The sequence below is a fragment of the Chloroflexus sp. genome, from assembly GCF_034431535.1.
Lineage (GTDB): Bacteria > Chloroflexota > Chloroflexia > Chloroflexales > Chloroflexaceae > Chloroflexus.
In genome coordinates this window covers 78,930-103,673 of sequence record NZ_DAOUDC010000065.1, presented here as the reverse complement: position 1 = coordinate 103,673, position 24,744 = coordinate 78,930, and the positions used below count along the sequence as shown (strand labels likewise).

Below are 24,744 nucleotides of genomic sequence, written 5' to 3'. Positions count from 1 at the left end.
GCGCCGCTGTGCCCGACCACAAGACGCGCCGCCGGCGATCGTGTTGCCGATGGTGATGGAGCCCAGCACAGCGCCGCTGTGCCCCTACTTATCGATCCGCGGCAAGACGATCCCTGTCTGGCCTTGATATTTCCCCTTTTTGTCAGCGTACGATACCTCGCACGGCTCATCGCTCTCTAGAAACAGCACTTGCCCAATTCCCTCATTGGCGTAGATGCGCGCCGGGAGCGGCGTGGTGTTGCTGATCTCGATCGTCACATGCCCTTCCCACTCTGGTTCGAGCGGGGTGACGTTAATGATGATCCCGCAGCGGGCATACGATGATTTGCCGATCACGATGCAACTGACCGTACGCGGGATGCGAAAATATTCCAACGATTGAGCCAGCGCAAACGAGTTGGGTGGAATATCGACATACTCGGCGCGAATGTCAACGAACGAGCGCGGATCGAAGTTCTTTGGATCGACCAGCGCGTTGTAGACGTTGGTAAAGACCTTGAAGTGGTCAGTGACCCGCATGTCGTAGCCATACGAGGTCAAGCCATACGAGATGACGCCCTGCCGCACCTGATGATCGACGAATGGCTCGATCATGCTGTGTTCGAGCGCCATGCGCCGAATCCAGCGATCGGATTTGACCGGCATGGTGGTATTCCTCCTGTGGTTGGGTGGTGCGCCGTCGAAATGGGCAACCGTTTGTCGCTTTGTTATGGTTGAACGCGCAAAGAGCCGCCTTTTCACGAGGAGAGGCGCTGCGCCTTCCCCGGTCACGTTTCCAACATCGCCTGATAGACCGCAACATAGCGGCGGGCAATCGCGGCTTGCGTAAACTCGGCCAGCACGCGCGCTCGGCCGCGCCGGGCAAGCTCGGCGCGCAGCTCAGGCTGGTCGATCAAGCGGCTAAGCGCCGCGCGCAATGCGGTCACATCGCCTTCCGGGAAGACCAGACCGGCTTCGCCGATCACCTGCGGAATCTCGCCGCAGGTCGAGCCGATCACCGGCACGCCGCAGCTCATCGCCTCGATCAGCACTCGCCCAAACTGCTCTTTCCAATTGGTTTGGGTGCGCGATGGCAAGACGAGCACATCCAGTTCGCGTATCGCTGCCGGCACTGCCGTGCTGCTCACCGCCGGCAAGACCTCGACTCGCGCGCTGAGGCCCAGTTCTGCCGCCAGTTGCAACAGGCGCGGACGCTCGATTCCGTCGCCGATCAGTCGCAGCCGCGCATATGCCGGCAAGCCCGCTAGCGCCGCCACCAGATCGGCCACCCCCTTTTCCGGCACCAGCCGACCTACATAGCCGATGATGAAGGCATCGCGCTGGCGTGGCCCATCCGCCGGCGCAAACAGCTCAGGATCGACGCCAAACTGGGGAATGACGCTGATCGGGCCGCGATAGCCGTGACGGCGGATGATCGCCGCCGCTTCCTGATTGCCAGCAATGGCATGCGCGGCGTGGCGCAGATTGTAGCGCTCGAACCAACTAAACGGCGGCGGGTAACGGCGATCGATATTGGCCCAGTTGTAGAAACAGCAGCGCGCGCCTACCACCAGCCCTTCCCGCATGGCGAGAACGGTGGCGAGATTGAAGCTCTCTTCGTCAATGTGGAACACCTGCGGGCGCAGGCGCCGGATGAGCGGGCGCAGGCCACGGTAGAAGTGAATGTGGTGATGGCCATTCCAAACCATCGGCAAGGTCAAGAGGGTATACCCAGCGGTAAAGCGCCGTTCGAGCGGGATCATCCCCACTCGCGGCTCACGCCATCCCGGCGGCGCGATAACCGTCAACTCCACCCCCAACCGCGCGATCTCTTCCAGCTTGCGCTGGTACGCGCCGGCGACCACGGCCTTTGAGAGCATGACAACGCGCATAGGGTGGCTGGTTCTACCTTACGCTTCATCGAACGGGTGCAGAAACCGCTGCACTTCCAGCCGGTAGCCATCTGGATCGCGGGCAAAGAAGTGGTAAATGCGGTAGCGCGGATTTTCGCGCGGCGGGCCGTCGGTAGCAATGCCGGCAGCGACCAGCCGCTGGTAGACCGCATCAACATCGGCGGTTACGACAGTCAAGATCAGGCGATCGTCGGCGATGGGTGGCGCGGTTTGCTGGCACAGGCCAAGGTAGCCGCCGCGCGCCACCCGGTAGATATGAATGCCGCCCTGATCGAGGACGAGCGGCAAGCCGAGCGCAGCCCCATAACAGACCGCGCTCGCTTGCAGATCGGCGACCGGCACAAAGGTAATGGTGGCGGCGTAGGGTTGCTCATCCATACCGCTTGGCAAACTCCTGCATAAAGTTCGCCAGCGCCGCCGCCGACTCAGGCGAGACCGCGTTGTAGAGCGAAGCACGGATACCACCGACCGAGCGGTGCCCGGCCAAGCCAACCATGCCGGTGGCCTGCGCTTCGCTCAAGAACTGCTTTTCGAGTTCGGCAGAGGGCAAGCGGAAGGTGACATTCATCAGTGAACGCGCCGCTGGCGCCGCGTGACCGGCGTAGAAGCCATTGCTGGCGTCAATCGCCTCGTACACTATCGCCGCCTTGCGCGCGTTGCGTTCGGCCATCGCCGCGAGGCCACCCTGCTCCTTGATCCACTCCAGCACGAGATTGACCATATAGACCGCAAATACCGGCGGCGTGTTGTAGAGCGAGTTGTTCTTGGCAAAGGTTGCGTAGCGCATAATCACCGGCAGATCCTTGCGCCCGCGCTCGATCAGGTCTTGCCGGATGACCACCACCGTCACACCGGCGGGGCCAAGATTCTTCTGGGCGCCGGCATACATTAAGGCAAAGCGATCAGCCGGGAAGGGGCGCGAGAGGAAGTCGCTGCTCATATCAGCCACCAGCGGAGCTGGGCCGAAATGGAGCAAGTCAGCCGGCCACTGCACTCCCTGAATCGTCTCGTTGGTGGTGATGTGCAGGTAAGCTGCTTGCGGGTCAGGCGTTAATGCTTCTGCGTCGGGCAAGCTGCGGTAGCCATCAGCCGCTGTGCTTGCCAGCAGGCGGGCATTGCCAAGCCGCTGCGCTTCTTCGTAAGCCTTTTCGCCCCACGAGCCGGTGACGATATACTCGGCCACACCACCGGCGGGCAACAAGTTGAGCGGGATTAGCGCAAACTGCATTGATGCGCCGCCCTGCATAAAGAGCACGCGGTAATCGTCACCCAACCCTAACAGCGCCTTGAGGTGAGCCTCGGCAGCGGCGTTAATCGCCTCGTACTCCTTGCTGCGATGGCTCATTTCCAAAATCGACATCCCCGTGTCGTGGTAATCGGCCAGTTCCGCTTGCGCGCGCGCAATCACCGCAGGCGGCAACGCCGCCGGGCCGGGATTGAAGTTGTGGATCATCGGTCGCCCCCTTTACCCTTGCGAGCAGGCTTGTCGTGGATCATAGTATACTCGAAATGGAAACAGGTCTTGATACGTTCGCGCAGTCTCTTGGTTGGCTACAGAGGACGCGGAGCATGTTGCCTTCCACCGGGGGGAATGAGACTCCCTCACCTAGCGGGGGAGGGTTGGGGTGGGGCAACCGATGCCGAAGCCTCCCTCTTCCAGCGGGGCAGCGATTTGGTGAACCGCAGAGAATGCAGAGAACGCGGAGGGAGTTACCTTCGCCGAGGGTCAATGCCTCCCTTCCCCACCGGGAGAGGGTTGGGGTGGGGTGCGGGAATCGCTACACAAATCAACAATCATCTGAACGTTTTCGTGCCTTTTGGGTCACTTCGTGGCTATTCCCTCGCCCACTAGGAGATGGGTACTAGTATCAGCATGGCAATCGCATATCGTGGCTAGAAGGAAGACGCTATGCACATTCTCGTCATCGGCGGCGGGGTGGCCGGTTTGGTCTGCGCCCGCACCCTGCACCGCGCCGGGTATCAAGTGACATTGATCGAAGCAAGTGATGGGCTAGGGGGACGGGTGCGTTCGGATCGGGTGGACGGATTTGTACTCGATCGCGGCTTTCAGGTGCTCTTTCCCGCGTATCCGGCGGCGCAGCGCCAACTCAATATGGCAGCGCTTGACCTGCGCGCCTTCGATCCCGGCGCGATCGTGGCATGGCGTGGGCGGCGCGAGGTGTTGACCGACCCCCTGCGCGATCGCGATCCAGCCTCGTTGATTGGCGCCGCCCTGACCGGCATTGCCTCGCCGGCTGACAAGCTGCGCACGCTCCAACTCGCCATACGCATACGCCAACAAACCATCGACGACATCCTTGCCGGCCCCGACCGCACCACCCTCGCCGAACTCAAGACGCTCGGTTTTAGCGACCAGATGATCGACCGCTTTTTCCGCCCCTTCTTCGGCGGCATCTTCCTCAGTCGTTCGCTACAAACCAGCGCTAAGTGCTTCCGCTTCAACTTCAAAATGATGAGCGATGGTCAGACGGTGGTGCCGAATTGCGGGATGGGCGCGATCGCCGAACAGCTCAGCACCGAGCTAGTGGCTGCCGGCAAGGTGCGACTCAATACTCGCGCAACAGCGTTGATCAGCAGTGACGGCAAGGTGCGCGGCGTGCAGTTGGCCGATGGCAGTGAATTATTCACCGATGCCGTGGTGTTGGCGACGCCGGCCCCCGAAACGGCCCGCCTGAGCGGATTACCGGTACCGGAAGGCAGCCTCGGTTCATCGTGCGTCTGGCTTGCCGTTCGCCATCCGCTCTACCGCGGCAACAAGCTGCTGCTCAACGCCGACGAGAACGCCTTTGTCAACACGCTAGCCCCAATGAGCGCGGTAGCGCCGGGGTATGCGCCTGCTGGCTGGCATCTATATGCAGCGGCCATTCTTGGCGTACCCGACCTTGACGACAGTACTGTCGTCGCCCGCACGATGGTCGATCTGCATCGCATCTTCGTCAACGAGACAGCGGCGACCACTGCGCTGACCAATGCCCGCATTTTGCGAGTCGATCGCATCCCCTTCGCCCAATTCCCGCAACCGCCCGGCCTCCATCCCACCCTGCCCGACAACCGCACTGGCCGGCCTAGCCTGTATCTGGCTGGCGAATTGACCGAAGCCAGCAGCATTAACGCGGCCATGTTGAGCGGTGAACGTTGCGCTGAGGCGATTCGGGCCGATCTTCCCCGGTGACGAATCGGCCTGAACCATCTATAATGCATCTAACCGTAGAGAGGGTCGGCAAGGTCGCTGAGAAGGAGTGAGGGACATGATCAATTTCGGCGGCAAGAAAAACGAGGGGGATACGAACGAGGGCATCAGCCAAGCGATGCGCTCGATGAGCGATCAGATTGGGCGGCAGGCGCAAGAGATCAAGCGGCTGCAAGAGGAACTCGAGTCGGCGCAACAAGATACCGCTGCCGCCGAAAAGGCGCGCAAGGCGTTAGCCGCCGCCGAGGCGCGCATGGCGCAGATGGAGGCTGAGCTGAAGCAATTGAAAGAGCAACTGGCAGCAGCTACCACTGCAGGAGCTGCGGCGGCCGGCGGCAAAAGCGCGGGCGCTCCAGCCGAGAGTGGCAGCATCGCGAGCGCCATTTCCACCGCTCTCGGCAGTGGCGGCGCAGTCAAGATCGGCCCTAGCACGCCGGCTCCTGCTGCGGCTGCGCCGGCTGCCGGCGGGTTGCAGATAGGTGGCGTGGCCTACGTGCAAAAGGCTGGCGGCAAGAACTTGCGTCTGCGCAGTGCTCCCGGCCTTGACTCAACCGTACTTGATGGGTTGCCCCCCGGCACGCAGTTGACCCTGCTGGCCGGCCCGCAAGAAAAAGACGGCTATCCGTGGTGGCGCATCCGCACCACCGATGGCCGCGAGGGGTGGGTGGCTGGCACCGAATTGGTGACGACGCCGGAACATTGATCACGATGACCTATCGGCGCCGGGCCGTATGGGCGGATGGCCATCCGGTGATTGGCGCCGCGCGGCCGTGCGACGATGGGTGCGGGTGATAGATAATACGATGATTGGAGCCGCACCGCGGTGCGGCTCTACGGTTGGTTATTCGTACCGTAATGCCTCGATTGGCGGCAACAATGCTGCCCGGCGGGCCGGGTAATATCCGAACCCAATCCCAATCGCCGACGCAAACCCCAACGCCAGCGCAATCCCGATCCACGAAATGCCGGTGTTGATCCCGCTGGCGGCACCGATCAACCACACAATGCCGATCGCACCGATCACACCAATCAAGCTGCCCACCAGACTGAGCGCCACCGCTTCCATCACAAACTGGCCGAGCACATCGCCGTCGCTGGCCCCCAGCGCCTTGCGCACGCCGATCTCGCGGGTGCGTTCGGTCACCGCTACCAGCATAATGTTCATAATTCCAATCCCGCCAACGACCAGACTAATGCCGGCGACCACCGCAATAAACCCGGTGATGGCGGTGCTAATCCCAGCCAGCACATTCAGTGCCTGCGTCGGCGTTTGCAGGTTGAAATCATTGATCACACCCTCCGGCACATTGCGCGCCGCGCGCAGGGTGCTCTCGATCAAGGCCACCGCCTCATCAAGCTGCTGCTCGCTCTGCAAGCCGAGCAAAACGCTGCTCATGCGCAAACCCCGTCCCGGCAGATCGAGATCACCAATCAGGCGCAAGCGCATCGTGCTGACCGGGGTAAAGATGCGGCCATCGGTCGAGAAGGGGCCGCCGTTTTCGTTAATGATGCCGACAATCTCAATCGGCTGGCCATTGACTTCAATCGTCTGCCCAATCACATTGCGCAGCGCCGCTTTGTCAGCGCCGAACAGATCGCGCGCCACCAGCCATCCCAAGACGCCAACCCGCGCGCCTTCCGCCTCGTCCTCCGGGGTGAGGAAGCGGCCATACAACATCGGCGTGCGCTGCACTTGCGGGTAATCGGCGCTGGTGCCGACCAGCAGCGTCTGCAGGGCGACCGCGCCGGCACGGGCCTGCGTGCTGACCGTAATCTCCGGCGCAATGGCGCGGAACAGATCGGGCCGGTTGGCAACCATCGTCTCGAGCACCTGATAATCTTGCACCGAGAGCAAGCCGTAGCCGGGCACGTCACGCGCACCCTTTGCCCGCGGATCACCCGGCGTAACCGCGATCCGGCGGGTGCCGAGATCGACAAACTGCTCGAAGACTTGGCCTTGCAGCGCATTGCCGAGCGAGAGCACCGCGACCAGTGTGCCGGCGCCGATGATCACACCAAGCATGGTGAGCAGTGAGCGAAATTTATTGGCGCGCAGGCTATCAAAGGCCATGGCGATCAATTCGGTGAACATAGGTTCCCTCTATCTATCGATACGTTGCAATGGTTCGCGAACCGTAGCAGCAGAGCGGCGCTCTGCCGCTACGGTTTACGGTTATGGTGTGGTCGTTTCGCCGTTCGGACGGCGCATCACGGGCACCGGCACCGGCTCAAGGCCGCGGGTGCGCTCAACCTCTTCCAACACCTCGACGCCGTAGTACTCGCTGAGAATGTTGTCAACCAGCCGCCCGTCGCGCAAACCGATCACTCGATCCATGTGGCGGCCAATTTCGGGGTCGTGGGTGACGATGATGATCGTGCGCCCCTGATCGCGGTTCAATTCGCGGAACAGAGCCAAAATCTCGGCCCCGGTGCGCGTGTCGAGCGCGCCGGTCGGTTCGTCGGCCAAAATGATCGCTGGATCATGCACCAACGCGCGGGCAATCGCTACCCGTTGCTTCTGCCCACCCGATAGCGTATTGGGCAGGCTGGCGAGCTTGTGGCCCAAACCGACCGCTTCCAGCGCGGCTCGTGCGCGCGCAGCCCGCTCGCGGGCGCCGATCCGCCCGTACACGAGCGGCAATTCGACATTCTGCTGCGCGGTGAGGCGCGGCAACAGGTTGAAGTTTTGGAACACGAACCCCAACTTGCGATTGCGAATGCGCGCTTGCTCGTGCCGGGTCAAGCATGAGGCATCGATCCCGTCGAGGATGTATTGGCCAGCGGTCGGGCCGTCGAGCAACCCGATCAACGTCATCAGCGTGCTCTTGCCGCTGCCCGATGGCCCCATAATCGCAACCATCTCGCCTTCGGCAATTGTCAAGCTAATGTCGTCGAGGGCAAGGAACTCGCCATCACCGGTCGGAAAGGTCTTGCGAATGTTCCGTAGTTCAACGATCGGGCGGCTCACATATTCGGTCGTCACAGAAGTCTCCCTTCTGATAGTGTTTGCTGTATGCCGGGGTTGTGACGAGAATTCGCGCTCACGTCACAACCCATCCGGTTTCTGTCTGTCAACTACCCAGCCATCGTCACTAGCGCACGACAACCTGCTCGCCTTCGGCCAGACCGCTCTTAATCTCGACCATACCGTTAGCGCGCAAGCCGACCAACACCGAGCGTTCCGTCAGCTTGCGCTGGCCATTCTCATCCGTCGTCACCACCTCAACCAGCGTCTTCGCGCCCACGTTGCGCACCGCAGTGGCAGGAATTTGCACCACATTGCTGCGCGTTGCGGCAATAATCGCGGCGCCGGTGGTCATCCCGGGGCGCACCGGCTGGCCGGCGGGGTCGAAGGCCACCGTGACGCGATAGGCGGTAACGGCGCTGGTACCGGCAGGCAACGGTTCGATATTAACCACCTGCCCGGTGAAGGGCGGTGCATTGAGGGCATCAACTTTTACCTCGACCGGCTGGCCGATCGCGACGCGGGCAATATCCACTTCGTCAACTGTCACCTTAACAAGGTAGCGGCTCACGTCAATCAACACAATCGGTGCTTGGCCGCTGACCGATTCGCCGGGGGCGACATTGATCGCGGCGACCGTGCCGGCGAACGGCGCGCGCAGGGTGGCTTCGTCAAGCCGGATGCGGGCGGCTTCGAGCTGGGCCTGCGCTTGGGCGAGGCGCGCTTCGGCGCGGGCAATATCGCTGGCGCGCGGATCGGCGGTGAGTTGGGCCAAGCGCGCTTGAGCCGCTGCAAACTGGGCCTGCTGAGCCGCAATCGCATTCTGGCGGGATGCGCCGGTCAAGCGGGCCAGTTCAGCTTCAGCGCGGGCCAGTTGGGCGCGGGCCGCCGCGACTGCATCGGCAGCCGGCCCAGCCAGCAGCGCGTCGAGATCGGCCTGCGCGCTAGCGACCCGCGCCTCGGCGGCGGCCAACCCGCTGATCTCATTCTGCACGGCGGTCTGGTACGCGATCTGGGCCTGGGCCAGCGCCGCTTCCGTATCGGCTAAGGCCAGCTTCGCCCGCTCGAAGGCGCGCTCGAAATCGCGCTGCTCGGTCTCGTTGAGCGAACGGCCGGTGCGCGGATCGGTGCCATTGGCTTTGACGTGCTCCCAATTCCAGAAGGCATCGCTATAGGCGCTCTGCGCGTTGCGCACCACATTGGCCTGCGCCTCAACCCGGGCCAACGCATCCGACTTCGCCGCCGACAACAGCTCGCGCTGGCGATCAAGCTCAGCTTGGGCCTGCGTAAGCGCCGTCTCGGCCCGCACCCGCTGCTCGCTCGCTGGGCCTTCCAGCAGCTTCTGCAACCGCGCCCGCGCCTCTGCCACCGCCGCCTGCGCCGCCGCCACATCAGCCGGCGTCACACTAGCCTGCGTCTGGGCCAACCCAGCCTGCGCCGCTGCCACCAACGCCGCGGCCTCGGCCCGCTGTTCGGGAGTAGCCCGCTCGCGCAGGGCTTGCACATCGGCTTGGGCCAGCGCCACCGCTGCCTCAGCAGCCGCTACATCGGCACGCAACTGGCGATCATCGAGCCGGAGCAGCGGATCACCGGCGGCCACCGGCTGACCAACCGTCACCAATACCTCTTGCACCCGGCCGGGCAGGGTCAAACTCAGCTCAGCCGTCTGATTCGGCTCAACTGAACCGGTCGCATTGACAGTCAAGCGCAAATCGCCGCGGGTAACGGGGGCAACCGTCACGCCAGCCAGCGGATCAACGGTAGAGGTTGAAACAAAACGAACGACCACGGTTGCGATCACCGCGATCAACAAACCGGCAGCGATCAACACTGGCAACGAAAGGCGGGGAAATCTGATCCGAGGACGTGACTGCGGTAAGGTGCTCATAAATTATGCCATCCCTGTTGAAGACTTGGGCGCGGCTTGCGTGCCGGCGCCGTGCAGAAACAGATCAACCAAAAGGGCCGGTGAAACGGCGCCGGTCCAACGCAACATCGGATGGGCCGGCGTCAATTCGTGAAAGGTCTCGCACAGACTAAGAAAGAGCATCGCCAGCACCGCCGGGGCCAGATCGGCGCGCACCAACCCGGCAATACGAGCCTCATTCATAACAGACGTTAATGGAGCAAACAGATGCTGGTAGAACGCGGCGCTCAGGCGAGCGCGGGCCGATTCGCCGAGATGCTCCATCATCTCGTGGCGCATCATGCGCATATCGCCCTCGTAGCCGGTAATCAGCAGCGTCGCCATCGCCTGCAACCGCTCGACCAAAGGCTGGTCAGAAGCGGCGATCTCGGCTAATGGCTGGCACATCGTCTCAAGCACGCGCAGACCCATCTGCACAAAGAGATCTTCTTTGTCGCCGAAGTAGTAATAGAGGGTCGGCTTCGTCACACCAGCGGCTTGAATAATGTCGTTAATCGAAACGGCCCGGTAGCCGCGCTGCATAAAGAGTTGGGCTGCCACATCAAGAATGCGCAGCGCCGTCGGACTGTCACTGATGCGCGGATCGAGCGCGAGGTTGAGTTCTGCCATTTCACAAGACCAATCACATCAATTCTTACCGACCGGTAAGTAATATACCACGAATACAAAGCTTTTGTCAATACTTTGAACTTCTTTTGTCCAACATAGAGGTCATGTTGCGCAGGCAGGCGCTCGGCTGCCGCAATCTATCCCAAATCAGACAATGGGCAGGGATAAAATAAACCTTGTTCCCTCGGGCAGAGAACAGACAGAACTCATGAGCGCAGATGTAGTTGATGGCTTTGGGATGCGTTGTTTTACCCTCACCCCCAACCTCTCTCCCACTGGCGCGGGAAAGGGGCGTGCAAAGCTAAGCGTTGAGGCATTGCACAGCGATCAACGGTTTTGCTTGTTCAGATGTTCTGTCCACCCCGCAACGAGCGCAGGAGAGGGGAGTGCAGGGGGAGGTTGAGGCATTGCATAGCAATCAATGTTTGTCCGCCCTTGTACATGCAGAGAACGCGGAAGCGAACGACACGTCCGGATGGCGAACGCGGCGTTATGGAGCGCGCGGCAGCCAAGTTGCCGCAGTCTTCACCAGCAAGAGGAATCACAAAACCCCGCTCTCGGCATTGGGGAGCGGGGCAAGGGGTGAGGTGGCTACAGATTAATACATTGCACGCGAATCGCCGCGCATCCGGTTAAAGCACGAGCTGCAGTAGACCGGCTTGGTACCGCGGGGCACGAACGGAACGGTTGTCTCTTGGCCGCAACTAGCGCACGTCACCCGATAATTCACCCGCTCGCGGGCAACCGGCGCCGCGTGGCTGGCACGGCTCCGTTCAGGAGCTTCACTCACCTGCGACTTGCGCGCCTTGCGGCACGACGGGCAACGCACCGGCTCGTTGGTAAAGCCTTTGGCAGCGTAAAACTGCTGCTCTCCCGCTGTAAACACGAAATCCATCCCGCAATCCCGACAGGTCAGGGTCTTGTCTGCGAAGCTCATGGCTCGCTACTCCTCTAGCAGAACAACGAAGGGTTTAGGTGGCCGGTGCGTGGGGCTGCGTTGCGTCCGAACTTGACCGAGGGGATACTCAGCAGGGGAGCACTCGCACGTACCAGATCCGTACCATCTTTGAATATTGATTATACCAAATTTTTACCGTTGTGCAAAACCGTATCAACCCCAGATGGTTTGTACAAACAATCCAATCCCTTCCACATCAATATTGGAAATCCTATCTATTGGCAGGCTATAAGAGGCCTGTTATCATACCAATGTCAATGATTGCACAAGTTGGTGAGCGCCATGAGGCGATGATTGCAAGGGGGTGAGCGCGCGGTGCGCGGACATCATCTGCGGCGTTGCAGCATGAACCGTGTGCGTATGGATGAGGACGCTGTTCAGGGGATCATTATCATTTGCTGCGCATTGTTCCATGTTCACAAGTTCATAGCAACGGCATTACGCCGCTTGCAATCGCGAAGGAGCTTGTTTGGCCTGCGATGAGGCAGAGGCAGATGGTTTGTGCATTTTTTCTAAACGCATGGATTAGATTCATCCATGCGCTACATGCAATCGCTAAAACATTCATGGTTAAGGAGCTGCTCTCATGAAGCTTGCATGGCGCACAAAGATCGGTCTCGGTCTAGGGTTTGGCCTTGGCCTCTGGTTAGTCGGCAGCGGGCGCACCTTCGCCCAAGAAGGCCCCACCACTGCGGAGTTGGCCGTCGCAATGAACACCTTCTTCTTGCTCATTGCCGCAGCGCTGGTCTTCTTTATGCAGGCCGGATTTGCGATGTTGACCGCCGGCCTCACCCGCTCGAAGAACACGACGAACATCTTGTTCAAAAACTTGATGGACTTCGTGATGTGCTCGATCGCCTTCTGGGCAGTGGGCTGGGGTATCGCTTACGGCACCTCGGCGGGCGGCTTTATCGGCACCAATCAGTTCTTCCTCTCGCATGTCACTGCCGAAGGTGAGGTACCGGTGCTGGCGAGCTGGTTCTTCCAAGTGGTCTTCGCCGGTACGGCGGCCACGATTGTCGCCGGTGCGATGGCTGAGCGCACGAAGTTCACGGCTTACTTGGTCTACAGCTTCATTATCTCGCTCTTCATCTATCCGATTGTTGTTCACTGGGTCTGGAGCGGCGCGGGCTGGCTGAACACTTACAGTGGCAGCACCGAGGGCAACTGGGGCTTTACCGACTTTGCCGGCAGCACGGTGGTGCATAGTGTCGGCGGCTGGGCCTCGCTGGTAGGTGCGATGATCCTTGGCCCCCGCCTTGGCCGCTTCGGCCCCGATGGCAAGCCGCGCGCGATCCCCGGCCACAACATGTCGCTGGCTGCGCTGGGCACCTTTATCCTCTGGCTGGGCTGGTTCGGTTTCAACCCCGGTTCGCAGTTGGCGATTGCGTCGCAGGGTGATGCCGATGCGGTGGCGATGGTGGCGGTGACGACCAATCTGGCGGCGGCGGCTGGTGCGTTGGGCGCGCTCTTCACCGCGTGGCTGCGCTACGGTAAGCCTGATCTGGGCCAGACCCTCAATGGCGTGCTGGGTGGCTTGGTGGCGATTACCGCCGGCTGCGCCTACGTCGATCCGCTCTCGTCAATTATCATCGGTTTCATCGCTGGCCCGGTTGTGGTCTTCTCGGCAGAACTGCTGGAGAAGTTGAAGATCGACGATCCGGTCGGGGCTGTGCCGGTTCACTTGGTCAATGGCATCTGGGGCACGCTGGCGGTCGGTCTCTTCGCCTCGATCCCCGGCAACACCGGTACCACCGGTCTGTTGTATGGCGGCGGCTTGACCCTGCTCATCTCGCAATTCGTCGGCGTGGTGGCGATTGGGTTCTGGACGGTGGCGACGGCGGCGCTGATGTTCTTCGCCATCAAGGCGACGATCGGCCTGCGTGTGAGCAGAGAAGAGGAAGAGGCTGGTCTCGATATCGGCGAGCACGGGATGGTGGCGTACCCCGATCTGGCTGGGACGCCGGCGGGCAGCAGCGTGAGCGGCGCGCTGGCCAAGTAACGTGAAATTTCCCCTCCTCCTTGCGCCCCACCGCTGCGTGACGCAGAGGTGGGGTGTTTTTGGCGCAAAGGTTTTTTACCGCAGAGGGTGCAAGGGGAATGGGGATCATCCTCAGTACGGTCGGCAGTCAATATATCTTGCCCCCACCCCAGCTCTCTCGCTGGCAGCGCGCACCGACAGGCCCGTCTTTCAGTGCGAGGGGCGCAGCCCCCGAAGCAATCTCCTTCTTTGGCGGAAGGTATGCCTGAGCGGACGTTTCCCGTGATCGGAGGAGATTGCTTCGCCTCGCTGTCGTTCGGCTCGCCATGACTATGACTATGGGGGTGTGAAACCAACCCTGACCGGCTATGCCTCCACACCTTCGGCAACCGTAAACCAAAACCGGTTGCGAAACCGGCGCAGCTCTTTGAGCACGAGCCGCCCCAGCAGCGCGATCAAGACGGCGTTGCCAAAAGCGCGCACGGCATCCCACGCCAGCGAGGTTACAGCGTAGAAAACAGCGTACTGGCGGAGCGTCGCCACCAAGCCGCTGCCCGGCGTCCAGCCGAGTTCGCCGGGAGGCGCAAACGGCCAGAACCAGAGGTTCATGAGCGAGCCAAACAGAAACCCCCACAGGTAGCCGAAGCCGGCCAGCAGGCCGATCTCTCCCCACCCTCCCGGTCGCAGACGCCGGCTCAGCGGCGCGAGCAGACCGGCACTCATCCCCATCCAACCAGTGACAAACATCTGAAACGGCAACCACGGCCCGACCCCGCCGGTAAGCAGGGCCGAGACCAGCAGCGCTAGTGCGCCGAGCAGGAAGCCGAAGCGCGCACCGTAGACGTAGCCGGCGAGGATGATGAGGAAGAAGAAGGTGGGCGAATCCGCCGGCCCTGCCGGCAAACGCAGCACCGCCACCACGCCGGTTAGCACCCCCAAGACGGCGAGGATGCGGGTATTGAGCCGTCCGGCGCTCAGTTCGGCAATCAGGAGCGCCAATAATGCCGGCCCCAGCAGAGCGAAGAAGATCGGCGCAGTAGCGGCATGCGCTTGGTCAAACCCCGTTTCGGCTCGCCCCATGGCAAAGGGGTAGAGAAACGCGATCGCGCCAAGCAGGCAGATCAGCGCCAGCGCTAGATCGCCGGCGCGCACTGCCCATAGGTTGTGGTGAGTCGATCGTGCAGTCATAGCCGGTATCATACCACAACCCGACTTATCAAGAAACGCTTGATAGAATGCCAAAATTAACCAGAAAGCTATTGACAATCACCATTCTAGATGATAATATTTCAATTAGATTGGAAATTATCACCAAGCAAATGATGAATTTAGGAGGTGTGACGATGATGCGCGATCTCTACCATCACGAAGCGCTGATGCCGCGCACAATCAACGAGCGGATCACCGAGGCCGCCCAAGCCCGGCTATCCCCGCGCCAGCGCTTCGCCCGTCGCCCGGCGCACTGGCTCGGCTGGCTCTTGATCCGACTCGGCCAGCGCCTGTTGCGCTACGCCGTCGATCACCGCACCAGCCGCTTCACCTATGCCCAAAAAGCGTTTGAGTGATCGAGACAGCTCGTGATCACGGTCCGACCCGTCTCACTACTGACCCGCTCACTAAGATGCAGGTTCACCCTCACCCCAGCCCTGCTTCCACTGGCGCGGGAGAGGGGAACGCAGCGCCGAACGGTGAGGCATCGCACAGCGATTTCTGTCCGCCCCTCAATCCAAAGCGGGAAGGCAGCCATCCAGTAACATTCGCATGATGATCAAGGAGACCCCTATGCACCCACTTCTTACCCGTGATCCCATTACCGGCGGCGAGTTGATTGTGACCCGGCTCGAGTCGCCGAGCAGCGGGATCGTGATCGAAGGCCGCTTTAGCCTCGGCTGGATTGGCCGGCTCTCGCCTGAACAATTGGCGTTTGTGGAGTTGCTGGTCAAGAATCGCGGCAATATCCAGCGCCTCGCTGCCGAGCTCGATATTGCCTACAACACCGCCCGCGCCCGCCTTGACGAGATCGTTGCTCTGCTCGGCGGCCCGCCCGAACACGAACCGCGCGTCGATCGCCGCCAGATTCTCGACCGCCTCGCCGCCCGCGAGATTTCAGTCGAAGAGGCGCTGCGCTTGCTGAAGGGAGTTGGCGATGAACAGCGCAAATGAAGAACGCCACCGGATTTTGCAGATGGTCGAACAGGGCCAGCTTTCGGCTGCCGAAGCCGCCCGCCTGCTCGAGGCCCTCAGCGCCGACCCGCGCCCGCTCGAACGCAGCCATGCCCGCTTGGTGCGGGTGCGCGTAACCGATCTGGCGTCGCAGCGTCTCAAAGCTTCGGTGGCGATCCCGGTCAGCCTGATTAACGTCGGGTTGCGGCTTGGCGCGCGGCTGGCGCCCCAACTGAGCGGTAGCGCCCTTGAAGAGCTGATCCGCAGCGTTGAGCGGGGCACAACCGGCTTGCTGCTCGAATGGCAGGATTTGGAAGAAGGTGAACGGATCGAGATTGTGGTCGAATAGCGAGCTAGTGCGTAGCTCAGGAGCACGACGATGAAAGAACGGATTCCGGTCGAGGGGCCAATCACGATCACGCTCCAACCGGTTGAGGGTAATCTCACGATTCGCGGCTGGGATGAGCTAGTGATGGAATGGCAGGCGGATGAGCCGGTAACCATGCAGAGCGGCGAAACGGGGGTGGTCATCGGCCCATGCGATGGCGATCTGCAATTGGCCGTGCCCGCCGCCGCTGAAGTGCGCATTTCAGTGTGTGATGGCGATGTGCGAGTCATGAATTTGCGCCGGGTGAAGGTCGATCGGCTGAGCGGCGGTCTGACGTTGCGCCAGATTACCGAGCACGCCGCAATCGGCTATTTGGCCGGCGATGTCACCGCGACCGCAGTGGCCGAATTGGCGGCGGCTGACATTCACGGCGATGTCACACTGGCCGACGTGCCGGTGGCCCAGCTTGCCGGCGTGGCTGGTGATTTGACGGCGCGCAATGTGCTAAGCATCGCGGTGCAGCGCCTCGCTGGCGATATAATCGCCAGCGGGCTCAGCGAGCAATTGGTGGCCGACACGATCACCGGCGATGTCGAGATTGCCGCCACCGGTGCCGCCCATCTGCGAATCGAGCGGGTGAACGGCGATCTGACGGTGAGCGGGCAGGCGCGCGCGTTGCATTGTCTGTCGGTAAGCGGTGATGTCGATACCGAGGAGGCGCAGATTGATCAGTTGCGTATCGAGACGGTCGCTGGCGATGTTGAGATTGGCAAGCTGGCCGGCGGGCAGATCGGCACTATCGGCGGCGACTGCAAGCTGGCCGGTGTGACCGGCGATTTGGCGATTGGCAATGTCGGCGGTGACTGCGCGATCAAGCAGGCTGGCGGCAATTTGACCATCAACGCAGTGGGTGGCGATCTGTCGTTGCGCGCCAATCTGAACGCCGGCAGCGTTATCCGGGCCCAAGTGGGCGGTGATGCCACGATCCATCTGCCCGAAACGCCCGATCTAGCGCTGACAGCAGTGGTAGGCGGCGAAATTAGCGGGGCAGGCGTGCAACCATCGTTCCCCGGCCAAGAGGTCGAGCTGCGCTACGGCAATGGCGCGGCCAGCCTGCGTCTCGTGGTGGGAGGCGATTTGGTCATCAAAGGCCCCGCTCAACCGGGTTCGTTCAGTAGCATTAGTGCGCAACTAGGGCAAGAGTTGGGTGAGCTGGGCCGCGAGCTGGGCCGCGAGTTGAGCGAACTGGGCCGCGAGCTAGCTGCCGAATTGCGCAATGCGCTAGCGGGCCGTGACCCCGACGCTGCTGAGCGAGCGCGCGCCGCCGCCGACCGTTTCGCCGAGCGGGCACGCCAATTGAAGGAAGAGGCCGGCCCCGAACGGGTGCGGGTGCGGATCAACCAGCGTGAGTGGCGGCTCGACCCCGACCGGATCGAGCGGATCAAAGAGCAGGCCCGGCAGGCGGCAGCGGCTGGTCTGAGCGGCGCGCTGGAAGCAGTTGAACGCGCGCTCAACCGTATTCAACCGCCACCGCCGCCACCTGTACCACCCGTGCCGCCCGTGCCACCTGCGCCGCCGGTAGCGCCGACCCCGCTGCACCATGCGCCGCCACCACCACCGCCGCCGGCAACCGGCCAAACCATCCAACTGCGCCCGGCGCCGGCCCCGCTTAGCGAGGCGGAACGCGAACAACAACGGGCCTCGATCTTGCAGATGGTCGCTGAAGGGCGCATCTCTGCCGCCGAAGGCGATCTGCTACTGGCCGCGCTAGATGATTAGGGTGTGGCGGGTACGGCTGGAGAGGAATAGCCACAAAAAGACGCAAAAGTCACAAAGATATCTTATTGGAGCGCTGCGGGGCATTCAGCAACGTCTGAGATGGAGCGCAATACCGCAGCGCCCTCTCCCACCAGCGTGGGAGAGAGGTTGGGTGTGAGGGTAATCGCCACAACCAGACTCACAAACACCACGGCAGTATAGTGGGGTACACTAATGTACAGATAGGAAGGGGAGTTGTGAACCAACAAGTGAGATCATATGATATTGCGCTACTTGCTGCGCCGTGTCCTCTTGCTGGGGGTAACGGTGCTCATCAGCTCACTGATCATCTTTGTGATTTGCCGGCTACTACCCGGCGATGTCGCTCGCGTGCTGCTGGGCCGCGAAGCCGGTGAAGCGGCGCTCGCCGCGCTGCGCGCCGAACTCGGCCTCGATCGCCCGCTGCCCATCCAATACATCGACTGGCTGCGCGGCTTCGTCACCGGTGATTGGGGTACCTCGTACAGCACGCGCCAACCCATTCGCCCTCTCGTGCTCGAACGGCTCGGCAATTCGCTGCTGCTGGCCGGCGCGACGCTCGCACTGGCCTTGCCACTCGGCATCGGCCTTGGCGTGTGGGCAGGATGGCGGGCCGGCAAACCGGACGACACCGTCATCAACGTCAGCCTGCTCTCTGTCACCGGCTTACCCGAATTCGTCACCGGCTTACTGCTGATCGACCTCTTCGCCTTTCGGTTGCGCTGGCTGCCGGCCAACTCATCAATTCGGCCCGACGCCACCCTGATCGAGATCGCGCCCCAATTAGCCTTGCCAGCCATTACTGCTACGCTGGTGTTGCTCGCCTATATCGCGCGCCTCACCCGCACCGGCGTCATCACCGAACTCAGCCAAGAGTATGTCCGCACCGCAACCCTCAAGGGATTATCGCCGCTCGCCATTCTCCGCCGGCACGTCTTGCGCAACGCGCTATCACCCACCATCACAGTCATCGCCATCAGCCTCGGCTGGCTGATCAGCGGGTTGATCGTGGTCGAGAACGTCTACAATTATCCGGGCATTGGCCGGCTGCTGACCTTCGCCATCGACCGGCGCGATCTGCTCTTGCTGCAAGCGGTTGCGATGATCACCGTCATCATCTTTGCCGTTGCCAATCTCGCCGCCGATCTGATCTACGCCCTGCTCGATCCGCGCATCCGGCTCGGCGACGAACGCGAACCGGCCTGAAACCAACCTTGCGATACGGTACCCCGAAAACAGCAGCGACAGCCGGCTAGGCTGTCGCTCGGGCAACATCATCTCACAGCAAACTGTTGGCGCCCGTCTCAAACCTGAAACTGGTCAAGCAGCGCTACCACCTGCTGGCGATACTGCGGCCACACCCGCCGCCCGATCAAGCCCTCAATCACATATTCCAAGCAATTCCGGCTACTAAATGAAGCTTCAATGCCATCGGAAGGGCGTACAACGTGGCCGCTCCAACGCTTGCCGCTATCAAAGATAATATGAAGAATTTGATTTGCCACTACCAAACGATACTCCACAGGATTTTCGCTTTCACGTTGATATGTGATCGCCGTATTTCCGGCTAACGGGTGATAGATGTGATCCAAACAGAAGAACATCGTAATTCCTCCTCGCTCAACAGACGCAAAAGACACCTGAACTTCCGCTAGCGCTGACATGCTTCAGGTGTTGAGCGTGGCGTCGGAGGTCAGCTCGACGCATCTCTACCATACCATGATCTGTCGTACAATCCTACAGTCTGCGGGTGGATCAGCGGGTGGATCGGCGGTGGATCGCCGTCGCTGCACTGGTTGAAGGGAGCGTGGTATAATGCGCCGCGACAGAGAGGAGAGGCGGATTGAAGTACCAACTGGCGCTCCAACCGGTTGCAGGCGCGTGGCATAGCGAGCAGGTCACGCTAACAATACAAGGCGAATATATTATCGATGTCGAATACCGGCCAACGATCGGCGACGGCGCGTACGCTCGCCGGCTCACGCAGGGCGGGATTGAGAGCGCCATGCACACGGCTGCGCAGATCTGCCCCTATTGCAGCGTTGCGCACACCTTAGCGTTGAGCTTGGCCATTGAGGCGCTTAGCGAAGTGACCCCACCGCTGCGGGCGCAAGCCATCCGCACCATCTTGGCGGAACTAGAGCGCGCGTCATCACACATCAATACGCTGGCCGCGCTAGCCACCGCCTTGGGCCTACGTGATGCCGCGCGGCTGAGCCGGCTCGAAACCCGAATCCGCTCGATCTTGCTCAATCTATGCGGTCGCTATGAAGCTGCGGTGATTCGACCGGGTGGATTAGCGGAAGAGCCGGATGAGTCCGCCTTAGCCAGCGCCGAACAAGCGATCAACGAACTATTGCCAGTAATGATCGCGGTGGCCGAGCAGACAATCCCGCGCCGAAAGCTCTTGGCGCGCATGGTTGATATCGGCGTCTTGAACACTGCCGCCGCCAAACAGTTTGGGCTGGCTGGCCCCTTAGCGCGCGCCAGCGGCATACCCACCGATTTGCGTACCGATGCGCCATACGCCGGGTATACCGTCCTTGCCCCAGCGTTCGTGGTGGAAGAGGGCGGGGATGTGTATGCCCGGGCGGTCGTCTTGTTGTTGGAAGCGATTGAAGCATTGCGCGTAGTGGCGCGTTGGTTGCACAATCTCCCGATTGGCATCACGCAAGAGCCGATCCAGTTGCGGGCAGGTGAAGCAACCGCCACGGTCGAAGCGCCGCGTGGCCCCCTGCGGTATACTGTGCGCAGCGACGGCCAGAGCCTCACCGAGGTGCAGATCGGAATTGCGCCGCAGCTTGATCGCTTGCTGGCGCGTTCACTCCTGCAACGAGCCGCGGTTGACGATGCGCTCTTGATCGCCATCTCAACCGACCCATGCACGGCATGCTGGCAGGCAGCGACCTATATCATTGGTCGCGAATAACGCTTCTTCAATCATGGGGAGGATAGCGACGCTTCATGGGTGTTACTGCCGGATTGATAAGCTTACTGGCGGTTGCTGCCGCTTGCGTTCTGCTCAGCCGCGCTGGCATTACCCGGCGCTTAGCGTTGCTCACTACGCTAGCCAGCGGGCTAGCCTTGGCGGGGGTCATCATCGACCCGCTTGAACCAGCGGTAACGACGTCGCTGTACAGTATCGGCGCGATTGCAGTGGTCTTGCCGGCGCCAGTCGCACTCAGTGAACGCGCACTGGCCGGAGGGCTGTTGTTCGGCGGAACCATCGGCCTGCTCGGGCTGGCGCTCGCGGTTCCCCCAGGCACGAAAGGTTTTGGCGTTCTGTTTGGCTGGCTTACATTAGCGCTTGCCGCTGCGCTGCTCAGTTTGGCGATTCCGCCGCTCAGCGGGTTGACCCCGCTCAGTTGGGTGTTAGCTGCGCTAGCTGCCCACGGCGCGTTGCTCGCTAGCGGTGTGACGCCGGTGCCGGGGCGACTTCCCCCGCACCTCATTGCCGGCGCAGTCGCCGTCGTAGCCGTAAGCGGTCTTATTGCGATGATGGCGCTACTGCCCCCTGATACAACACCTGCGACTGCGCCAGTGCTCTTCGCGTTGATCGGTGCATTAGCCCTAGCCGGAGCGCCGCCGTTCGCCGGCACACGCTTGAGCTTTGCCCATGCGCCAGCGCTGGTTGGCGCGCTCATCGCGGGATTGGTGTTGCCAACGATCGGGTTGGGCTTCATTGTGCGAGTTATGCCGCAATTGCCGCCATTGCCGGCGCTAGCAGGACAGTTGTTGGCTGCCGCTGGTGCCATTGGTGCGCTCGGTACTGCGGTCGGTGCGCTCCGCGCGGCGAATGGGCGTGAGTTGGTGTTGTGGCAGGGCGCACTCCAAGCTGGGGTGGTTGTGTGCGCGGCAGCGATCAATGATCCACTGGCTGGTTTAGCCGCATCGGCGCTCGTACTGGCCTTGCAGCTCCATGCCATTGCTGGCGGGATTGTGGTTGCAGCTATGATCCAACGCCAGAGCAACGATGCACTTGACGGATCGGCAGCGCAGACGGCGTTACCCTTGATTGGTGCACTCTGGCTCCTCACCACCGCCACTGCCACCGGCCTCCCGCTTGGATGGAGCTTTTGGGGATGGCGCTGGCTGATCGAAGCGCTCGCCACCCGGCTGGTTTGGGCTATTGCGCCGCTCATCGCCGCTGCCCTGATCGGTCTGGCAGCGGGATTACCGCTATTGATCCGGTGCTGGCATCATGGCCAGACGACGGCGCGCGAACATTGGCCGGAAGGCACGCTTGGGGGCTTGGTGCTGGCGCCACTGATATTGGCCGGCCTAATCCCGTGGCTGGCTTGGCCGCTGTGGTTGAGTTGGTCGCCCTTTGCCCCGCCAGTGCTGCCCGCCAATCCGATTGCGTGGCCGTTGATTGGCTTCGCCTTGGCCAGCGGCCTTGGCGGGTGGCTAGTGGCGCGACGAGCTAAGCCGCTCGACCCGCCGCGCAACACCGACACCACTGTCATCCCCACATGGCAAGGGATGGGTGATGGGTTGCGCGGGCTGGCTGAGGCCGCCAATGCGCGCACCGCGCTCATCGTGCTTGGACGCGGGATCGATCGGGTAGCGAGCCTGTTGCATACCGGCATGATTATCTTCGAGCAACGCTACTATCTCTTTGGCGTGATTATCGCGCTGCTGGCCATCCTCATCTTGATGGCGCAATGAACGTCGCCTTGGCAAAGAATGACGGACAAGGAATGACGGACTATGACGTTGGATATCTGGATTATACTGCTCGGCATCTCAGCAGGCGGCATCTTGCTGTTGCGCGACTGGCGGCTGACGGTTGCCTTGTTGCTGCTGAACTATGGGGCTCTGGCCGGTTTACTGAACGAACAACCCTTCGTGCGACCCGATCTCGGCCAAGCAGGGCTCAGTTCGCTGGCCTTGATCAAACTCATTACCGGCGTCTGCACCACGCTCATTCTCGCGGTCACGGCGCTGATGTTCTCGCGCGATTATGGCCTCGAAGATCTCGATGAGTTTGGGCAAGCCGAGCTCCGCCGAGCCTTGCGTGCCGCGGCCCGCCAACGCTCCGCCGAAACGCTGCGGCTGGTTGATTATGTCTTTCCATTTTGGTCGGGCATCGCTGCATTGGTCGCCAGTATCGTTCTGCCAATCATCTACCCGATTGCGCCCAGTCCCAGCCTCGATTTCGCATGGTACTGGCTCGCGCTCAGTGGCGTGCTCACGATGGCTACAGCTAGCGATGTACTGAAAATTGGGTTGGGCATGCTCCTCTGCACCAGCGGGATTGACTTATTGTACAGCGCGGTCATTAGCGCGCCGGCGGCGAGCGGCTTAAAGATCATGCCGCTACTGTTGCTCAGCGTTGTCCAAATCTTGCTCGCCTTGGCTATCGCCTACCTCGCTGGGATCGTCTATGGGCGATTGAAAACGCTCGCGATCAGCGAACTCTACCGCGGATAACCATGCTGTACCTGCTCCTCATCTTTTTCCCGCTCAGTATGGCCTTCAGCGCCTTTCTGTTGCGCCGGTTGCCCCGTATTGCCATTGGTCTGAGCATCGGGACGCTGATCGTTGAATTGCTGCTCGCCTTACAAGTCCGGGTTGATGATCCGGTGCGGGTCTTAGGGGTGACATTCTTGCTCAGCCCGCTGAACCAGATCTTCCTCTTTCTGTTTTTAGGGGTGGGCATTGCAACACTAACTGCGGCGCTTATTGTGCCGCACGGCGAAAACTTCAGCGCCATCGGCTTGCTCACCGTTGGCCAGACGGTCGCGATTCTGGTGATGCAAGACTCGTTCGTGACCGCATTGGTGCTGGTGGCCATCGGCCTCACCACTGTGTTGGCCATCGTCGATCTGCCCGCCGGGGCCGGGGTCTTGGTCAGCCGGCAAACGCTGGCAACCGCCCTGAAATATCTGGTCTTGATGGTCGTTGCTGGTATCTTGCTCTACATTGCCTACGTCCTCACCGACATCTTTCGTCCGGGTGAACTGCCGGGGCGCATTTCGCCAGCCCGGTTTATCTTAGCCTTGCTGGCCGCCGGATTTGCGTTGCGCATGGCGCTGACCCCGTTCCACTCGTGGCTCGTCGATCTGATATCGTACGCTGGATCGCTGGCGGCCATCCTCATTATCGCTTTACCGGCACCGGCGAGCTTGCTCGTGTTTTTGCTGACGCTGCAAAGTTTTCCGACGTTGCTCTTCGAGGGCGGGCAAGCGCTCAATGTGCTGCGCATCGGGGCGGCGGTCAGCGCTGTCTTGGCCGGCGCACTGGCATTGACCGCGATTACGCTGCGCCAGCGCATTGCCTATCTGATCGCAAGCAATTGCGGTATCATATTCTATGGATTCGCCTCGCTGTCATTAGCCGGTCTGAGCGGCGCGCTGGTGGGCGTGATCAATCTGGCGTTAGCCGTGACCACCGTTCTGATCAGTCTGGCCTTGCTCGAACATCCCAACGAGCGCCTAACCGCAGAATCCCGGAACGATCTCTTCTGGCGCCGGCCAGTGGCCAGCGCTGGCGTATTAGGCGGCGGGTTAGCCTTGATCGGTTGGTTGCCGTTTCCGGGTGGAACTAGCTCGCTCTTAGTATTACAAGCAGCCGCAGCGATCCATTGGGGCGAATCGCTGGTCGTGCTGACGGCAATGGCCTTAGCGGCGCTGACCCTAGTGCAATTGGCCGTGCAGTATCTCATTGGTTCGCGCGACATCCCTTTGGCTGAGGAACCACCGCTGCTTGGCGAAACCGAACTCGATCGCCCGCCGCCGCTCCAGCCAGCCGGCGAACCGTTGAGCAGCGTTGCCATCATCAGCATCTTGCTGGCCGTCATGGTGGCAATCGGCCTCTTCCCGAATGTGCTGCTGCCAACGATCGAAGCGGCAGTGCGTAGTCTGGCCGCGCTGTACGCTGTTTAGCTAAGTAGAGAAAGGAAGCAACAACT

At 61.4% G+C, this 24,744-nt stretch carries 23 protein-coding genes; 12 read left to right on the top strand and 11 right to left on the bottom strand.

Translation table 11 applies throughout. The features are described 5' to 3' along the window. Positions 1-84: 84 nt before the first annotated feature. The 4 genes from dcd to serC form a co-directional block, all read right to left on the bottom strand. A complete protein-coding gene (gene dcd / locus U9R61_RS15655) occupies positions 85-645 on the bottom strand; it encodes a dCTP deaminase (protein WP_322489746.1) in 561 nt (186 codons plus the stop codon). 122 nt (positions 646-767) lie between these two features. Beyond that, a complete protein-coding gene (locus U9R61_RS15650) occupies positions 768-1,871 on the bottom strand; it encodes a glycosyltransferase family 4 protein (protein WP_322489745.1) in 1,104 nt (367 codons plus the stop codon). An 18-nt stretch (positions 1,872-1,889) separates the two neighbouring features. Then, positions 1,890-2,270, bottom strand: coding sequence for a VOC family protein (locus U9R61_RS15645; protein WP_322489744.1), 381 nt, complete (start codon positions 2,268-2,270; stop codon positions 1,890-1,892). Then, positions 2,263-3,345: a 3-phosphoserine/phosphohydroxythreonine transaminase gene (gene serC, locus U9R61_RS15640; RefSeq protein WP_322489743.1), complete on the bottom strand. Its 1,083-nt coding sequence runs from the start codon at positions 3,343-3,345 to the stop codon at positions 2,263-2,265. The genes U9R61_RS15645 and serC overlap by 8 nt, the downstream gene beginning before the upstream one ends. Before the next feature lie 456 nt (positions 3,346-3,801). On the opposite strand from serC, the gene U9R61_RS15635 reads away from it, so the two are divergent. Both U9R61_RS15635 and U9R61_RS15630 read left to right on the top strand, forming a co-directional pair. Continuing rightward, positions 3,802-5,085 (top strand): NAD(P)/FAD-dependent oxidoreductase, encoded by a 1,284-nt coding sequence (locus U9R61_RS15635; RefSeq protein WP_322489742.1) that lies wholly within the window; start codon positions 3,802-3,804, stop codon positions 5,083-5,085. Between the two features lie 76 nt (positions 5,086-5,161). Further along, positions 5,162-5,806: an SH3 domain-containing protein gene (locus U9R61_RS15630; RefSeq protein ID WP_322489741.1), complete on the top strand. Its 645-nt coding sequence runs from the start codon at positions 5,162-5,164 to the stop codon at positions 5,804-5,806. Positions 5,807-5,944: 138 nt separating this feature from the next. On the opposite strand, the gene U9R61_RS15625 is transcribed toward U9R61_RS15630, so the two are convergent. The 5 genes from U9R61_RS15625 to U9R61_RS15605 all read right to left on the bottom strand — a co-directional run bounded on the left by U9R61_RS15625 (position 5,945) and on the right by U9R61_RS15605 (position 11,541). Beyond that, positions 5,945-7,195, bottom strand: a complete 1,251-nt coding sequence (locus U9R61_RS15625; protein WP_322489740.1) for an ABC transporter permease — start codon at positions 7,193-7,195, stop codon at positions 5,945-5,947. Positions 7,196-7,276: 81 nt separating this feature from the next. Further along, positions 7,277-8,086, bottom strand: coding sequence for an ABC transporter ATP-binding protein (locus U9R61_RS15620; protein WP_322489739.1), 810 nt, complete (start codon positions 8,084-8,086; stop codon positions 7,277-7,279). A 109-nt stretch (positions 8,087-8,195) separates the two neighbouring features. Then, positions 8,196-9,956, bottom strand: coding sequence for an efflux RND transporter periplasmic adaptor subunit (locus U9R61_RS15615; protein WP_322489738.1), 1,761 nt, complete (start codon positions 9,954-9,956; stop codon positions 8,196-8,198). 3 nt (positions 9,957-9,959) lie between these two features. After that, complete coding sequence (locus U9R61_RS15610; RefSeq protein WP_322489737.1) at positions 9,960-10,604, bottom strand: TetR/AcrR family transcriptional regulator; 645 nt, start codon at positions 10,602-10,604, stop codon at positions 9,960-9,962. 598 nt (positions 10,605-11,202) lie between these two features. After that, entirely contained in the window at positions 11,203-11,541 is a 339-nt protein-coding gene (locus U9R61_RS15605; RefSeq protein ID WP_322489736.1) for a zinc-ribbon domain containing protein, read from the bottom strand. Positions 11,542-12,148: 607 nt separating this feature from the next. Between U9R61_RS15605 and U9R61_RS15600 the strand changes: the two genes are divergently transcribed. Continuing rightward, entirely contained in the window at positions 12,149-13,564 is a 1,416-nt protein-coding gene (locus U9R61_RS15600; RefSeq protein WP_322489735.1) for an ammonium transporter, read from the top strand. A 345-nt stretch (positions 13,565-13,909) separates the two neighbouring features. On the opposite strand, the gene U9R61_RS15595 is transcribed toward U9R61_RS15600, so the two are convergent. Then, entirely contained in the window at positions 13,910-14,731 is an 822-nt protein-coding gene (locus U9R61_RS15595; RefSeq protein WP_322489734.1) for an ECF transporter S component, read from the bottom strand. Between the two features lie 155 nt (positions 14,732-14,886). Between U9R61_RS15595 and U9R61_RS15590 the strand changes: the two genes are divergently transcribed. From U9R61_RS15590 to U9R61_RS15570, 5 genes are all read left to right on the top strand, one after another. Beyond that, positions 14,887-15,108 carry a hypothetical protein gene (locus tag U9R61_RS15590; protein ID WP_322489733.1) on the top strand — a complete coding sequence of 74 codons (222 nt, stop codon included), beginning with the start codon at positions 14,887-14,889 and terminating at the stop codon, positions 15,106-15,108. A 217-nt stretch (positions 15,109-15,325) separates the two neighbouring features. Then, positions 15,326-15,706 (top strand): DUF2089 domain-containing protein, encoded by a 381-nt coding sequence (locus U9R61_RS15585; protein WP_066784031.1) that lies wholly within the window; start codon positions 15,326-15,328, stop codon positions 15,704-15,706. Then, positions 15,690-16,055, top strand: a complete 366-nt coding sequence (locus tag U9R61_RS15580) for an SHOCT-like domain-containing protein (protein WP_322489732.1) — start codon at positions 15,690-15,692, stop codon at positions 16,053-16,055. The genes U9R61_RS15585 and U9R61_RS15580 overlap by 17 nt, the downstream gene beginning before the upstream one ends. Positions 16,056-16,085: 30 nt before the next feature. Further along, entirely contained in the window at positions 16,086-17,813 is a 1,728-nt protein-coding gene (locus U9R61_RS15575) for a DUF4097 family beta strand repeat-containing protein (protein ID WP_322489731.1), read from the top strand. A gap of 258 nt (positions 17,814-18,071) precedes the next feature. Beyond that, positions 18,072-19,037: an ABC transporter permease gene (locus U9R61_RS15570; RefSeq protein ID WP_322489730.1), complete on the top strand. Its 966-nt coding sequence runs from the start codon at positions 18,072-18,074 to the stop codon at positions 19,035-19,037. Between the two features lie 98 nt (positions 19,038-19,135). Here the strand turns inward: U9R61_RS15570 and U9R61_RS15565 are convergent, their stop codons facing one another. Then, entirely contained in the window at positions 19,136-19,435 is a 300-nt protein-coding gene (locus U9R61_RS15565; protein WP_322489729.1) for a hypothetical protein, read from the bottom strand. Between the two features lie 239 nt (positions 19,436-19,674). Between U9R61_RS15565 and U9R61_RS15560 the strand changes: the two genes are divergently transcribed. The 4 genes from U9R61_RS15560 to U9R61_RS15545 are packed head-to-tail and all read left to right on the top strand — an operon-like array spanning position 19,675 to position 24,718. Next, the gene (locus U9R61_RS15560; protein ID WP_322489728.1) at positions 19,675-20,760 is read left to right on the top strand and encodes a hypothetical protein; all 1,086 of its coding nucleotides are present in this window, start codon (positions 19,675-19,677) and stop codon (positions 20,758-20,760) included. A 35-nt stretch (positions 20,761-20,795) separates the two neighbouring features. Continuing rightward, positions 20,796-22,499: a hypothetical protein gene (locus U9R61_RS15555; protein WP_322489727.1), complete on the top strand. Its 1,704-nt coding sequence runs from the start codon at positions 20,796-20,798 to the stop codon at positions 22,497-22,499. 42 nt (positions 22,500-22,541) lie between these two features. Then, positions 22,542-23,264: a hypothetical protein gene (locus U9R61_RS15550; protein ID WP_322489726.1), complete on the top strand. Its 723-nt coding sequence runs from the start codon at positions 22,542-22,544 to the stop codon at positions 23,262-23,264. A gap of 2 nt (positions 23,265-23,266) precedes the next feature. Beyond that, positions 23,267-24,718 (top strand): proton-conducting transporter membrane subunit, encoded by a 1,452-nt coding sequence (locus U9R61_RS15545; protein WP_322489725.1) that lies wholly within the window; start codon positions 23,267-23,269, stop codon positions 24,716-24,718. Positions 24,719-24,744: the final 26 nt, after the last annotated feature.

Coding starts and splice junctions, on each gene's coding strand:
- dcd (WP_322489746.1), bottom strand. CDS start 645: ATGCCGGTCAAATCCGATCGCTGGATTCGGCGCATGGCGCTCGAACAC.
- U9R61_RS15650 (WP_322489745.1), bottom strand. CDS start 1,871: ATGCGCGTTGTCATGCTCTCAAAGGCCGTGGTCGCCGGCGCGTACCAG.
- U9R61_RS15645 (WP_322489744.1), bottom strand. CDS start 2,270: ATGGATGAGCAACCCTACGCCGCCACCATTACCTTTGTGCCGGTCGCC.
- serC (WP_322489743.1), bottom strand. CDS start 3,345: ATGATCCACAACTTCAATCCCGGCCCGGCGGCGTTGCCGCCTGCGGTG.
- U9R61_RS15635 (WP_322489742.1), top strand. CDS start 3,802: ATGCACATTCTCGTCATCGGCGGCGGGGTGGCCGGTTTGGTCTGCGCC.
- U9R61_RS15630 (WP_322489741.1), top strand. CDS start 5,162: ATGATCAATTTCGGCGGCAAGAAAAACGAGGGGGATACGAACGAGGGC.
- U9R61_RS15625 (WP_322489740.1), bottom strand. CDS start 7,195: ATGTTCACCGAATTGATCGCCATGGCCTTTGATAGCCTGCGCGCCAAT.
- U9R61_RS15615 (WP_322489738.1), bottom strand. CDS start 9,956: ATGAGCACCTTACCGCAGTCACGTCCTCGGATCAGATTTCCCCGCCTT.
- U9R61_RS15610 (WP_322489737.1), bottom strand. CDS start 10,604: ATGGCAGAACTCAACCTCGCGCTCGATCCGCGCATCAGTGACAGTCCG.
- U9R61_RS15605 (WP_322489736.1), bottom strand. CDS start 11,541: ATGAGCTTCGCAGACAAGACCCTGACCTGTCGGGATTGCGGGATGGAT.
- U9R61_RS15600 (WP_322489735.1), top strand. CDS start 12,149: ATGAAGCTTGCATGGCGCACAAAGATCGGTCTCGGTCTAGGGTTTGGC.
- U9R61_RS15595 (WP_322489734.1), bottom strand. CDS start 14,731: ATGACTGCACGATCGACTCACCACAACCTATGGGCAGTGCGCGCCGGC.
- U9R61_RS15590 (WP_322489733.1), top strand. CDS start 14,887: ATGATGCGCGATCTCTACCATCACGAAGCGCTGATGCCGCGCACAATC.
- U9R61_RS15585 (WP_066784031.1), top strand. CDS start 15,326: ATGCACCCACTTCTTACCCGTGATCCCATTACCGGCGGCGAGTTGATT.
- U9R61_RS15580 (WP_322489732.1), top strand. CDS start 15,690: ATGAACAGCGCAAATGAAGAACGCCACCGGATTTTGCAGATGGTCGAA.
- U9R61_RS15575 (WP_322489731.1), top strand. CDS start 16,086: ATGAAAGAACGGATTCCGGTCGAGGGGCCAATCACGATCACGCTCCAA.
- U9R61_RS15570 (WP_322489730.1), top strand. CDS start 18,072: ATGATATTGCGCTACTTGCTGCGCCGTGTCCTCTTGCTGGGGGTAACG.
- U9R61_RS15565 (WP_322489729.1), bottom strand. CDS start 19,435: ATGTTCTTCTGTTTGGATCACATCTATCACCCGTTAGCCGGAAATACG.
- U9R61_RS15555 (WP_322489727.1), top strand. CDS start 20,796: ATGGGTGTTACTGCCGGATTGATAAGCTTACTGGCGGTTGCTGCCGCT.
- U9R61_RS15550 (WP_322489726.1), top strand. CDS start 22,542: ATGACGTTGGATATCTGGATTATACTGCTCGGCATCTCAGCAGGCGGC.
- U9R61_RS15545 (WP_322489725.1), top strand. CDS start 23,267: ATGCTGTACCTGCTCCTCATCTTTTTCCCGCTCAGTATGGCCTTCAGC.